The organism is Emticicia sp. GW821-FHT11C11, from assembly GCF_058808615.1.
In genome coordinates this window covers 2,162,869-2,177,072 of record NZ_JBXARV010000001.1, presented here as the reverse complement: position 1 = coordinate 2,177,072, position 14,204 = coordinate 2,162,869, and the positions used below count along the sequence as shown (strand labels likewise).

The following is a 14,204-nucleotide window of genomic DNA, read 5'->3' as shown; positions in this document are numbered from 1 at the left end:
ACTTCAATGCTTAACATATTTATAGTAAAGAGCAGGCTTTAACCCTGCTCTTTTTTTGTAATGTTTTCTTCGTTCAGTCGTCTTTGTAAAAAAGCATTTTCTATTCCCTTAAATAGCAAAATTATGATTCGCAATTACTTTAAAATCGCCTACAGGAATCTGATAAAAAACAAGGTTTATACGCTTATCAATGTCGGAGGGCTGGCCATTGGAATGACAGTTGCCATTCTTATCGGGCTATGGGTATGGGACGAAGTAAGTTATAATCGTTCTCACCAAAACTATAAGCATATTGGTCAGATTTACAGGAATTACACCGAACCACTCGACCAGAATACCATTAGCATACCCTGGTTGCAGCAACCTATGGCAATAGTTTTGCGTGAAAAATACGGGCATCTGTTCAAACATGTAGCATTGTTGCGCTCAACTATGGATTACACTGTGCAGACAGGCGAAAAGGATTTTACCAAAAGAGGGCAATTCATAGAAAATGGGGTAATCGATATGTTTTCATTGAAAATGCTGAAAGGAAGCAAAGAAAGTCTCAATGACCGTCAGGCCATTATTATTTCGGAATCTGCGGCAAAGGCCATTTTCGGAGCGCAGGACCCCATTAACAAGACCATAAAAATTGACAATACGATTAATGGAAAAATTGCAGGCGTTTATGAAGACATCGCCCATAATTCGATTTTCGGTGATGTAGATTTTTTCGGCAATTTTGAAAATCTGAGAGCTAATAATGCCTCTATTAAAAGCAATGAGCATAGCTGGGGTAATACATCTCACTGGATTTTCGTACAGACAGCAGACAATATAAGTATGGAGCAGGCAAGCGCCGCTATTCAGAATCTGTATCTGAAAGACGCCCCGGCAGATAACATAGAGAACGCAAGAAAATACAAAGCGAGTCTCTTTATTTACCCTATGAAAGACTGGTACCTGTACTCCGAATTTAAGAATGGTAAAGCCATTGGAGGTAGAATCACTTTTGTCTGGCTTTTCGGAATAGTGGGTTTGTTTGTATTATTGCTGGCATGCATCAACTTTATTAACCTGAGCACTGCCCGTAGCGAAAAAAGAGCCAAAGAGGTGGGCATACGAAAAGCGATCGGCTCTCTGAGAATACAACTAATCAATCAGTTTCTGAGTGAATCTTTTCTCGTGGTTTTCATCGCTTTCATTATCAGCCTGTTATTTGTTCTGGCATTGCTTCCGGCATTTAATCAACTGTCTGACAAAGGTATTAAGCTACCCTTTATCAATGCCTACTTCTGGCTTTCCAATTTTATATTTCTGACCATGACAGCTTTGCTATCAGGTCTTTATCCTGCGTTCTATCTTTCATCATTTCAACCTATCAAAGTATTGAAAGGTACACTCCGTTTAGGAAAACATGCATCTTTGCCACGTAAAATTCTGGTAATTATACAGTTCACTACTTCGGTGGTACTCATTATCGGCACAGTTGTTGTTTACCGGCAGATTCAGTATGCCCAAAACAGACCCGTGGGCTATAACAATGAAGGTTTGGTACGGATTTCGATGAAAGACCCCAATTTCAAGAACAACAAACTTGCCATGAAAAACGAACTACTCGCCAGCAGAATAGCCAGCCAGATAGCTTTTTCAAGCAGCCCGGTTACCGAAATCTGGGACAATTGGGGAGGGTTTACGTGGAAAGGCAAAAATCCGGAGTCTGAATCAGGCTTTACAGTAACCTGGATAAATGAAGACTATGGGAAGACCATTCAATGGAAAATTAAACAGGGAAGAGATTTTTCCAAAGCTTTCGGCACAGATTCATCTGCCGTAATTATCAACGAAGCTGCTGCTAAATATCTTGGACTGAAAAATCCGATAGGTGAATACATAACCCATGATTGGAATAAGCAACGCAGGCAAATTATAGGTGTGGTTGATGACATTGTGGTAATATCACCTTACGAATCGGTAAAAATGGGGTTCTATTGGTTAGATAAAAATCTGTATGAATCATGGCAGATGCAGATAAAAATCAATCCTGATTTGCCCATCGGCACGGCTTTGAACAAGATAGAGGCCATTCAGAAAAAACTGGTTCCTTCTGCGCCATTCAATTATACATTTGTAGACCAGGACTACGCCAAAAAGTTTAAAGCCGAACAAAGAATTGGTCAACTGGCAACACTTTTTGCTATTCTGGCTATTTCTATTTCATGTCTGGGTTTATTCGGTCTGGCGAGTTTCGTAGCCGAACAACGTACCAAAGAAATCGGTATCCGCAAAGTATTGGGGGCAAGTGTTATAAATCTTTGGCAGATGCTCTCTAAAGATTTTGTTCTGATGGTAATTATCTCCTGCCTCATTGCCTCGCCTATTGCCTATTATCTGATGAACAACTGGTTGAAAAAATATGAATACCATACAGGGATATCTTGGTCTATTTTTATATGGGCAACTATTCTTGCTCTAGTAATTACTTTACTCACGGTTAGTTATCAGGCTATAAAGGCAGCCTTGATGAACCCGGTTAAGACTTTGAAGACGGAGTAGTAAGACGCCCCTAACCCCTAAAGGGGGATTTTTAAAACGAGGAGACTGACTAACAGCCTCCTCGTTTATTTTGATATAGATTCAAATTATTTCAATGAAAATCGTCCTACCGCTTTCCTTAAAACATTGTGCTTTGTAGCTTTGAGTTAAATTTTTATGAACTGACAGGAAACATTTGTGCAATACAGTTGCAAAGATGTATCTTTGAATAAAAATACCCTAATGCTAACTTGCCACAATCTTACATTTGCTTATAATCAGCAGAAGCAATTCAGTTTTCCGTCTTTCTCTTGTGCTGCCGGTGACACCCTGCTCATACTGGGCAATTCGGGCACTGGTAAAACAACCCTATTGCATTTGCTTGCACTTTTGCTCACACCCAAAAGTGGATCCATAAAAGTTGATAATCAGGAATTCGCCCGGCTTACTCCAAAAGAAGCCACTAAAATGCGCGCCAGGCATCTGGGTATTATCTATCAGAAATCTCATTTTGTAAGTTCGCTAAGCGTACTCGACAACCTGCTGCTAGCCAATTATCTGGCCGATAAGCATCTGGCAAAAGAGCAAGCCGTAACACTGGCGCAAAACCTGGGTTTTTATGAGTTATTGAATAAAAAGACTTCTCTGCTAAGTGGTGGGGAACAGCAAAGAGTAAGCATTGCCCGTGCATTAATGAATAGCCCAGAGGTGATTTTGGCAGATGAGCCTACCTCTAATCTGGACGACGAAAACTGCAGTAAAGTAATAAATTTACTTGAAAACCAATCTAAAAACATTGGCGCTTCTTTAGTGATTGTAACACACGACCAACGACTGAAAGATAAATTCGGCAATAGAATAATTTTGGATTGAGTTGGTTTCACAATAAGGTTTTTATATTCTTTATACTAATTACTCAACTACTGAACCAATGCTACTGAAAATAAGTTGGAAAAATATATTAGATAAAAAACTCAATAGTTTTCTCTGTGTTTTACTCATGACACTGGGCATAGCCATTATCTCATTGCTGCTGCTATTAGGCAAGCAATTGCAGGATAAGTTTGCCAAGAACATCAGCGGGATTGACATGGTGGTTGGCGCTAAGGGTAGCCCGCTACAACTGATTCTGTCAAGTATATATCAGATCGATAACCCCACCGGAAACGTGTATATGAGTGATGTGCAGGAAATTGCACAAAACCCACTCGTGAAAGAACTGATTCCGTTATCAATGGGAGATAATTACCAGAGCTACCGGATAGTAGGAACCAACAAAAAGTATCTTGAGCATTTCAAGGCTACATTTGCTTCGGGAGCTCTGTTTAAACAAGACCTCGATGTAGTTTTGGGTGCGCAGGTAGCTACAAACACAGGGCTGAAAATCGGAGACACTTTTTCAAGTGCGCACGGGCTTGATGCAGAAGGAGAAAAACATGGCGACAAAAACTATAAAGTTGTGGGCATTCTTGCATTTAATAATTCTGTATTAGACAACATCATAGTAACAAGCCTGAGCAGTGTATGGCATATCCATGACCACGCAGAAGAACACGAAGAGGGCGAAGCTCATGCAGACCACGAAGTAGAGGAAGCCGACATCAGCAAAAGAGAAATTACCAGCGCTTTGATAAAATTCCGCTCACCGATGGGTCTGATGACCCTACCCCGCAACATTAACCAGAATTCAAAATTACAGGCAGCTTTACCATCTATTGAGGTCAATCGATTATTTGAATTATTAGGCATCGGCATTGACGGCTTACAGATTCTGGCGGCGGTAATTATGCTCATTTCGGGTATCAGCGTTTTTGTTTCTCTTTATAATTCATTAAAGGAACGAAAATATGAAATGGCGCTGATGCTTTCAATGGGTGCCGGGCGAACCCGTTTGTTTCTGATGTTGTTATTAGAAGGAGTATTGCTGGCCGTATTCGGTTTTGTAGCGGGTGTGGTGCTGAGCAGAGTAGGTATTATATTGATTTCGAACCAGATAAGTAAGAAATTTCATTTCGACATCAGCCAGATTGGCTTACAAACCGGCGAAATTTACCTGTTTATCGGTGCGTTGGCCATTGGCATTTTAGCTGCGGCTCTGCCATCAATCAATATTTACAGGCTCAATATTTCCAGAACACTTGCTGAAGAATAAATTATCTGCTAATTTTAGCAATAATTTTGGGCTCAGGGTCATTATTGAGGACAACATCTATAAACTAAACGTCCCTTTTTAGAGGGGTATGAAAACATGAAAAGTCTATCGAAATACTTCATCATCAATCTTTTCTTTCTTGGCACACTTTCTTTTGGTTTTGTGGCTGAAGAACCCACCAAAATCAGCTGGGAAACCCTGCGCGACGTTACCTTTAAAAAGAAATGGAGTGCAGAAGAATCTATGTTTATCCTCTACCCTACTTTCGGACAAAAAGTAGCCGGTTTACAAGGTAAAGAAGTGGTACTTACTGGCTATATGATACCTGTTGATGTAGATGCCAATATGTATGTTCTTTCGGCTAATCCTTATAGTTCTTGTTTTTTCTGTGGACAGGCCGGGCCTGAATCAGTAGTGCAGGTGAAATTCAAGAAAAATACAAAGCGATTCAATACCGACGACAGAATAACAGTAAAAGGTACATTAAAGCTGAATGCAGACGATATTAACGAGCTGAACTACATTATGGCCAATGCAGACCTGGTTCAGTAATTTATTTCCTTAGAATTCTTTTGTGTGCGTCTGGTGTTATAATCAGACGCATTTTTATTGAATATACCCTGATATTCAGTGTCATAGCACACTATTACTATGTATTCAAATTCAGATTGTTAGTAATCTTAGTAACACGAGCAAAATTTCATCTATACTGCCTTCGTTACAATTACAATATCTTGTTTTCAGCAGGCATATAGGGTTTTGGCTGCGGTTAGTTGTCTTTAGTAAAAGAATCATTCGATTGACACAATTATAAAAATTCGAACTATGAAAAAATTATTATTTCTGCTTATTCCCGCATTTATTATTTCTTCGGCCACCTTGGCTCAGGCACAGTATGACAACAACTGGGCTGTAGGTTTCCGCGTTGGCGACCCTCTCGGATTCAATATCAGAAAATACTTTCAGGAAGGCACCCGGGCTTTTGATGTAAACATAGGTACATACGGTTTGCTGATTAACAACAACCGACGTTATAACAAAGGCGAATACAAAACAGCCGGATTAATGATTCAGGGTATTTATCTTTTTCATTATCCGCTCTTCGGGAAAGATTGGGGACACGTATATTATGGTTTCGGTGGACAAATCAATAACCGAAAACATTTTCCGGACTCGTGGCGATTCGAAAGCGTGAAGTCGGTTAACAAAATTTCTCTCGGCCCGGCAGGTGCTGCCGGAATAGAGGTTAAACTGCCTAATCAGCAAATAGCTGTTTTTCTCGACGGCGGTTTGTATGTAGAAGCACTGCCCTCTCCTTTTTTCCTGAATGGACAAATCAGTGCCGGTTTGCGTATCAATCTCGTAAAATAGAGCAAAAAGGTATACAATTTCGCATATTTTTTCTTTCTTTACGTTTTAATACGTGTTACCTATCACTAAACCAATCTTACAGAACATAAGTCTGTAATACGATATGATTGCTTATCTAGACGGCAAACTGGCCTATAAAGATCCTACCTATGTAATTATTGATGTAGCAGGTGTTGGCTATCAGGTTAAAATTTCACTTCAAACCTATGCAGCGCTGCATAATACAGGTGAAAGATGCAAACTGCACACACTGCTGATTGTGAGAGAAGATTCGCACACCCTTTTTGGTTTTTATGACAGTGCTGAAAAAGAGCTATTTGAAGACATGATCGGGGTGTCGGGCATAGGCCCGAGTACAGCCATTATTATGCTTTCTTCTCTTTCTTCCGGTGAAATAAAAAATGCCATTATATCAGAAGATGTACGAACAATCCAAAGCATTAAGGGAATAGGTCTGAAAACCGCGCAAAGAGCCATTATTGAGCTGAAAGATAAGCTTAAAAAAGAAGCCTTGTTGAGTGGCGCCGCGCCCAATATTTTTGCACCGGCCAGCTCTACTCTCAGAAACGAAGCACTCACAGCCCTTGTTACACTGGGCTTTCAGAGGGCTGCAGCTGAAAAAAGCATTGATACTATTCTTAAACGTGAAGGTACTGAAATTACGATTGAACAATTAATAAAGCTGGCGTTGAGGTAATATGAATGCTGATGGTTTTAAATTAATAACCGACAGTTTTTCAACTCTTGCCTGATAATTTTTGCCTGGATTGGCCCTGACAATTCCGTCAGTTCTGAAACTGAAAATATAAAGAAACAAACGTATAACTTTTTCTTATTTCTGACAGACTATTAATAAGATTTCGGTCGTTAAGAACTAAGCACCTATTGATACTCCCCAAAATTGTATGTTCGGACAGCTATTTGCAAAAAACTATATATTTTCTTATATTTTAATTTTCAGCTTTGGATTAATAAGTGAAAATGCAGAAGCTCAATTAGGAGGTAGAAGAAGAAATACGGCAGCAAAAACTGACACTACCAAAAGAGATACATTGATAGCTCCGGTTCAGGACACCCTCATTACCCGAACCGGCAGGCAGCCTGCTTACCGGTGGCAGGATCGGTATCTGAACAGATACGCACAGAGCATTCCGCAGTCACCGTTCTATCTGAAAGATCCGAACAATATAACTACAGATTTTAGTCTTTCGCCCGATACAAAGGAAATTTCGATTACTGAAAAAGCAGGCAAAGCCTTAGATTACAAAATTCCGCAGTCATTATCTTTCAATGAGTATTCAAGCATACAGAATGCGTATGTCAGAAAAAGCATTTTGCGCGAGTATGAAAACCTGCAGGACGGTAAAAGTGCCACTACCGACAGGGGTTTAAGACCCCTGCTTCAGAAAAGCCAGCTGGTAGACCGTATTTTTGGTGGAAGCATGATGGAGCAGTTGAAACCAAATGGCTTTGTAACGCTCGATTTCAAGCTCATACATCAGTTTATTGACAATCCGCTCTTGCCGATTATTCAACGAAGACAGACACGCTTCAGTTTCGACGAGCAAATCAATATTAACTTCAATGGGCAGATTGGTGAAAAACTGGGGATGCTTACGAATCTGGACACCAAAGCGGCTTTTAACTTCGAGAACCAGTTAAAACTGAACTTCAAGAATAATCCGGAAGACATCCTGCAAAAAGTAGAAGCCGGAAACATCAGCATGCCTGTTAAAAGCCAGCTGATACCGGGTGTACAGAATCTCTTCGGGGTAAAAACGGCCTTCACCTTTGGCAAGCTTGACGTAACTGCAGTAGTGGCGCAACAGCGTTCAAAAACAGAATCAATCATACTCAATGGCGGTACTCAGAACCGCTCATTTGAAATCAGAGTAGATAATTACGAAGAAAACAGACACTTCTTTCTGGCACAGTTTTTCAGAAGCAACTATGAGCGTGCGTTACGTAACCTGCCATTAGTGTTATCAGGAGTAAAAATCACACGTCTTGAGGTTTACGTTACCAATCGGACCAACACTGTTGAATCGATGCGAAACCTTGTCGGATTTACCGGCCTTGGCGACTCCAGAACAGGAAATACTTACGATCCGGTCAGGAACCAGGATAACCCGCTTTACAATAGCCTGAATAATAATCCGGACTTCAGAAAAATAGATGAGTCATCATCGGGTGCAGCTTTGAGTGCACTGAATCTCAAAAAAGGAATCGACTACGAGATTTTAAGAGGGGCCAAACGCCTGACAGACCGCGATTTTAAGTTTAATGCAGAACTGGGCTATATCTCATTGGTAACTCCCCTCCGTAATGACGAGATTCTGGCAGTGGCTTATGAGTACACCTTCAATGGCACCTCCTATAAAGTCGGAGAACTTACCGAAGACTACGCCATTCGTCCGGAAAATGAGGCCATTATGTTGAAACTCATTAAGTCGTCTACCATCCGGAACCGGACCAGTGACCCGATGTGGGACCTGATGATGAAAAACATTTACTCCTTAGGCGTTCCCGGCGTAGGTAAAATGGGTTTCCAGCTCCGGATTATATACAAAGACGACCGAACCGGTATAGACAATCCGAACCTGCAGGAAGGGCGAAACCTGAAAGATATACCTCTGGTTAGGGTGATGAATCTCGACAATCTGAATCCCAACAATGATCCACAACCCGGTGGCGACGGTAACTTTGATTTTATAGAAGATGTAACCATAGATTCAAAAGCAGGTAAACTGATTTTCCCGGTACTTGAACCTTTTGGCTCTCATCTTTCATCAAAATTTGCTCTTGATGAGCAGACATTGAAGGAAAAGTACGTCTACAATGAACTGTACCGCACAACTTTGGCCGATGCCCAGCAGGTAACCACCAAGAATAAGTTTTTTATAAGAGGCAGTCTGCAGGCCAGCAATGCGTCTGAAGTCATGCTGCCATTGGGTGCTTCACCGCAATCAGTCAGGATATTTGCCGGCGGTGTCATGTTGCAGGACGGCATTGACTACATTATTGAGCCGCAGATGGGCAGAATAAGGTTCCTGAACCAGAGCGTGCTCAATTCGTCGCGTCAGATAAAAATTGAATGGGAAAAACCCGATCTGTTCAATACACAAATAAGAATGATGGTCGGCACAAGGTTAGATTACAACCTGAGCAAAGACATCAGAATCGGTGCCACGGCTATGACCCTGCGCGAAAGTACCCCCGCTTTCATGACCCGTACAGCCATAGGCCAGGAGCCTGTCAACAACACAATTGTGGGTCTGGACATTAATTACAGGAAAGACGCCCGGTTTCTGACCCGATGGCTCGATGCACTTCCGTTGGTTCAGACCAAAGAGATGTCATCCATTCAGTTTGCTGCCGAATACGCCAAACTATTCCCGTCGGTAAACAACAAGAGAACCAATGGCAATGCCATGATTGATGATTTTGAGTCGACCAGAAACATCAATGACCTGACCAGACAACCAACCCGATGGAGACCTGGAACCGTACCCGAAAATTATCAGGGAAGCCCTACCGGTTACGAATACAATTACAGAAGAGCTAAAATATCGGTATATACCATTGACCAGACAATCTATATAGATAATGGTTTCCAGGCTGCAGAAGGTACATTGCCACCGCAAGTACAGGAAGCTGCCAATAATAACCTGTACGAAAAAGCCTTTAACCCCTTGCAGATTTTCCCGGGGCGTTCCATTCCGGCATTCAGCCAGTCGGTACCTGTAAACCTGCTCGATGTCTCTTATTTTCCGTCAGAAAGGGGTATGTATAATTATAATCCGAACCTGACTACCGACGGTTATCTGAACAACCCCAAACAGAACTTCGGGTCTGTTATGAGGGGTATTTCTGCTGATAATGATTTTGACAATGCCAATACCGAATACCTCACCTTCTGGATGCTCGACCCATTCAAAGATATTGTAAAAGACGGTTCTCTTAATGGCAATAAAGTAAATACCACGGGTGGAAAACTGAAGTTTCATCTAGGCGATATTTCGGAAGATTTGATACCTGATGGCCGTAACAGCTTTGAGAATGGTTTTCCTGCCAATGAATCGGTTTCAGATAGGTCGAAGCCTGTTCAAACCAGATGGGGACTTGCACCTAATGTGCAGTTTATGACCGATGCCTTTGACAATCAGCCGGGTTCTCGTGAAAAACAAGATGTAGGGTTAGATGGATTAAGCAATGAGCAGGAAAGAAATTTTGATCACATCAAATCTTTCCTTGACAGATTAAGCCCGACAGCAAAAGCAAAAATTGAAAAAGACCCATCGGCAGATGATTTTAAATTCTATACCGACCCCGAATTTACCGAAAACCAATCGTTGGTAGAACGCTTTAAAAACTACATGGGTATTGAAAATAACTCACCACCCAGCAATAATTCTTCTAACACCTCGCCTACACTGGCCAACTCGGTGACACCGGATAAAGAAGATATTAATGGCGATAATACCGTTAACGATCTTGAAAACTATTATGAATATGAAATAGACCTGATGCCCAACAGAATGGGTGTAGGCAATGGTTTTATTGTTGACCAGGTAAACGTACCCGGCACACAGGCTACGTGGTATCTGTTCAGAGTACCTGTAAAGCAGTTTACAAGAAAATTCGGTGATATCGATGGTTTTAAATCCATTCGTTTCATGCGGATGCTCCTGAGTGACTTTGAGCAACCGGTCGTGTTGCGTTTTGCCTCTCTTCAGCTCGAATCGAATCAGTATCGTGTTTATGACAAAAGCCTGACAGAAGTGCCGGAGTTATACGACGCCAAATTCAAAATGGGTGTGGTAAGCATAGAAGAAAACGGCTGCGCCGACGACGGACAGAATTGTAACATTAAAGAAGGGAAAACACCCTATAAAGTTCCTCCGGGATTCATCCGTGACCAGGACATTACCCAGCAGCAATTCGACGTAAAATTCAATGAGCAGTCAATGTCACTGGCCGTAACAGACCTTCGCAACGGCGATTCGAGAGGTGTATTCCGCAATACGCGTGTCGACATGCTTAATTACAAAAGATTAAGAATGTTTATACATGCCGAAAACACGGCAAACGATGAAAAAACAGTGGGTGGTGCTTTTATCAGAATCGGAACCGATTTGTCTCAGCACTATTATGAAATCGAGATTCCACAATTAAAAATCACACCGAACGGTTCGATAGATGAGAATGTAATCTGGCCGAAAGAAAACTTCATAGACGTAGCCCTGCAAGACCTGGTAGCGCTGAAAGGCGAAAGAAATCGTAATGCAGTGAATATTAATCTGCCGTATTCCGGAACCACCACAGGCATTATTGACAACGGTACTGAAGGGAATAATTATAAGATAACCGTATTGGGGAATCCGGATCTGAGTGCCGTGCTTACGGTTATGATCGGTCTGCGGAATCCAAAATCAGAAGTTGAACAACTCAAAACGTATACGATCTGGGCCAACGAACTCCGTGCTTATGGATTTGACCAGACCTCGGGTGATGCGGGTATTATGTCGGCCAATATTAAACTGGCCGATATTGCTACCCTATCTATCAATGCCAATCTGAAAACCTTTGGTTTCGGTGGTGTACAGGATCGCATTTCAGAAAGAGCCAGAGAGACCGGCAAAGGAATCGGTATTGCTTCTAATGTTGAACTCGACAAGTTTTTTCCGGAAAACTGGGGACTGAGAATCCCATTCTTTGTCAATTTCGACAAGCAGACCATTACACCGCATTTCAATCCGCTAGACCCTGATATGCCGCTCGAAAATGCACTGAATAACATAAGCGACCCGGCAAGACGAGAAGCATACAGGCGCATGGTGATTGACAACAGTACCCGTAAAGGTTTTAATTTTTCGAATGTCAGAAAAGTAAAGACAAAAGACGGCGCAAAGGCACATGTGTATGATATTGAAAACTTCTCGTTTACTTATGCACAAAACAATGTAAACCGCAGCAATATTCTGATTGATGATTACACCCTCACCCAAAACAGAGGGGGGCTCACCTATCAGTATCAACCAAAGCAGGTTAACTGGGAGCCATTCAAAAACAATAAAAAGTTAGAGCGCCCATTCCTGTACTGGCTCAAAGATTTCAATCTTTCGCCCATCCCTACCGTGTTGGCATTCAGAACTGATTTCGACAGAAGTTTTGCCCGAACCCAGCTCAGAAATTCTGATTTAACTACTACTGATGTGGTTCCGTATTTTGAGAAATATTTCCTCATGAACCGTCTGTATGATCTGCAATGGAATCTGTCGAAGAGCATTCTGTTTACCTATACGGCTAACATGAACGCCGTAGTAGACGAGCCTTTTGGTGATGAAGAAAGTAAATTGCTGAATAACCTTTTTAAAACAGGGCGGGCCAAGAATTTCAATCAGGAAATGCGCTTTACCTATCGGTTACCCCTTGATAAATTTGCCTTGCTGGACTGGATGACAGGCGATTTCAAATATAACAACAATTTCAATTATCAGGCCATGGCGCTGAACCTTGTGGACGATAACAACCAGGTATTCGGAAACACGATCAGAAACGGCAGAGAAACCGGAATAAGAGGAAAAATAGATTTCATAAAGCTTTATAATAAAGTTAAGTACCTGCGTTTTGCCAATACTCCGTCTCAGGAAAGAAAGCGGTTTACCCGTAACCCAGGCGACGATGAAAACATAGAGGTAGCTCCAAGCAATGTAGCCAAAACTTTCACCAGATTCCTGATGGCCGTGCGTGGTATCGATTACGATTATTCTGTCATTGAAACTACCATTTTACCGGGCTTTCTGCCTACGCCTAAATTCTTTGGTCTGGATGATTCATACCTGACCTCAGAAAGCATAGGCTTTGTATTGGGGAATCAATACAGAGACCGTACGTTTATCAATCAGGCTGATGAAAGAGGCTGGTTGTCAAAAACAACCCTGTTAACACAACCGTATACCCAATCATTACAAAGAAAATTCAGCTATAGAACCACTATTGAACCGTTTAAGGATTTCAGAATGCAGATAAGCGGGAATTTCAGCAGAGGTGATAGCTATCAGGAATACTTTGTCTTTGATGCCGCCACGCAAAGATATGAGCGGAAAAGCCCTGTAAGAAGTGGTAACTTCGGCATGTCGTTCTGGTCGTTCAATACTTTCTTTGAAAAAATGGAAGTGGGCAACAATTACCGTTATCAGGTTTTTGAAAACATGAAAACCAACCGGGAAATTATCATTGATCGTCTCAACGCCATGCAAGCCGGAAATGGTGAAAACGGTGCGTATTCTGAAAACTCTCAGGATGTGCTCATACCGGCATTTATTGCCGCCTATAGTGGCAAAGATGCCAAAACACTGAACCTGAAGAGATTCCCATTCTCGGATAAAAAACTGACGATGCCAATGCCAAACTGGCGAATCGACTATACCGGTCTGGCCAATCTGGAGCCTTTCAAAAATGTATTTACCTCTATTGCCATCAGCCATAGTTATACTTCCAATTATAACGTAGGTAATTTCACTTCGTCGCTGTTGTATGACGCGCAAAAAATAGACTGGGCATTGGCGGGTTATCCGCTGGCCAGTATCGTGAATGAAAATGTAATGATAGGCCAGCGCAATCTTTACTTACCCACACTCATCATGAGCACTATTTCATTGGAAGAAAAATTTGCTCCATTCATCGGTGTTCAGTTTACAACTAAGGGTAAGATTTCCGGTAGATTCGACTGGAACCGTGAACGCAGGGCGGTATTGAATCTTTCTAATGCGCAGGTGGCTGAATACAGCAGTTCTGATCTTGTATTTAATCTGGGATTCAGAAAAAGCGGTGTGAAACTACCGCTGAGGGGTCGTGATGGTAAAGTTATCACTTTAAGAAATGACCTTAATTTTCAGTTTGCTTTTACGATACGCGACATAAAAGCCATTCAGCGTCGATTAGACGGAGACCCACAGCCGACACAAGGGAACTATAATTTGCAGTGGGGTCCGAGAATTACCTATCAGGTAAACAAACGTCTGTTACTAAACTTCTATGTTGACCACATGAACAACACGCCGTTTGTAACGAACTTCTCTTATCCAAGAAAAACTACCTCAGGAGGTATCAATCTCAGATTTAATTTATCAGATCAGTAGTGGTAATAAATGTTACAGGC

General features: G+C 41.7%; 7 protein-coding genes. All 7 read left to right on the top strand.

Features of this window, described 5'->3' with window-relative positions; translation table 11 throughout:
- Positions 1 to 123 precede the first annotated feature (123 nt).
- The 7 genes from AC1RRY_RS09305 (at position 124) to sov (ending at position 14,184) form a co-directional block, all read left to right on the top strand.
- Positions 124 to 2,538 carry an ABC transporter permease gene (locus AC1RRY_RS09305; RefSeq protein ID WP_492816163.1) on the top strand — a complete coding sequence of 805 codons (2,415 nt, stop codon included), beginning with the start codon at positions 124 to 126 and terminating at the stop codon, positions 2,536 to 2,538.
- Between the two features lie 222 nt (positions 2,539 to 2,760).
- Positions 2,761 to 3,390: an ABC transporter ATP-binding protein gene (locus AC1RRY_RS09300; RefSeq protein ID WP_492816165.1), complete on the top strand. Its 630-nt coding sequence runs from the start codon at positions 2,761 to 2,763 to the stop codon at positions 3,388 to 3,390.
- A 58-nt stretch (positions 3,391 to 3,448) separates the two neighbouring features.
- Entirely contained in the window at positions 3,449 to 4,669 is a 1,221-nt protein-coding gene (locus AC1RRY_RS09295; RefSeq protein WP_492816167.1) for an ABC transporter permease, read from the top strand.
- Between the two features lie 96 nt (positions 4,670 to 4,765).
- Entirely contained in the window at positions 4,766 to 5,221 is a 456-nt protein-coding gene (locus AC1RRY_RS09290) for a DUF3299 domain-containing protein (protein WP_492816169.1), read from the top strand.
- Positions 5,222 to 5,494: 273 nt separating this feature from the next.
- Positions 5,495 to 6,040: a hypothetical protein gene (locus tag AC1RRY_RS09285; RefSeq protein WP_492816171.1), complete on the top strand. Its 546-nt coding sequence runs from the start codon at positions 5,495 to 5,497 to the stop codon at positions 6,038 to 6,040.
- A gap of 103 nt (positions 6,041 to 6,143) precedes the next feature.
- Entirely contained in the window at positions 6,144 to 6,737 is a 594-nt protein-coding gene (gene ruvA, locus AC1RRY_RS09280) for a Holliday junction branch migration protein RuvA (protein ID WP_492816173.1), read from the top strand.
- Between the two features lie 208 nt (positions 6,738 to 6,945).
- Entirely contained in the window at positions 6,946 to 14,184 is a 7,239-nt protein-coding gene (gene sov / locus AC1RRY_RS09275) for a T9SS outer membrane translocon Sov/SprA (protein ID WP_492816175.1), read from the top strand.
- Positions 14,185 to 14,204: the final 20 nt, after the last annotated feature.

Bases quoted from the DNA above. Each gene is read 5' to 3' on its own strand.
- AC1RRY_RS09305 (WP_492816163.1), top strand. From the start codon at position 124: ATGATTCGCAATTACTTTAAAATCGCCTACAGGAATCTGATAAAAAAC.
- AC1RRY_RS09300 (WP_492816165.1), top strand. From the start codon at position 2,761: ATGCTAACTTGCCACAATCTTACATTTGCTTATAATCAGCAGAAGCAA.
- AC1RRY_RS09295 (WP_492816167.1), top strand. From the start codon at position 3,449: ATGCTACTGAAAATAAGTTGGAAAAATATATTAGATAAAAAACTCAAT.
- AC1RRY_RS09290 (WP_492816169.1), top strand. From the start codon at position 4,766: ATGAAAAGTCTATCGAAATACTTCATCATCAATCTTTTCTTTCTTGGC.
- AC1RRY_RS09285 (WP_492816171.1), top strand. From the start codon at position 5,495: ATGAAAAAATTATTATTTCTGCTTATTCCCGCATTTATTATTTCTTCG.
- ruvA (WP_492816173.1), top strand. From the start codon at position 6,144: ATGATTGCTTATCTAGACGGCAAACTGGCCTATAAAGATCCTACCTAT.
- sov (WP_492816175.1), top strand. From the start codon at position 6,946: ATGTTCGGACAGCTATTTGCAAAAAACTATATATTTTCTTATATTTTA.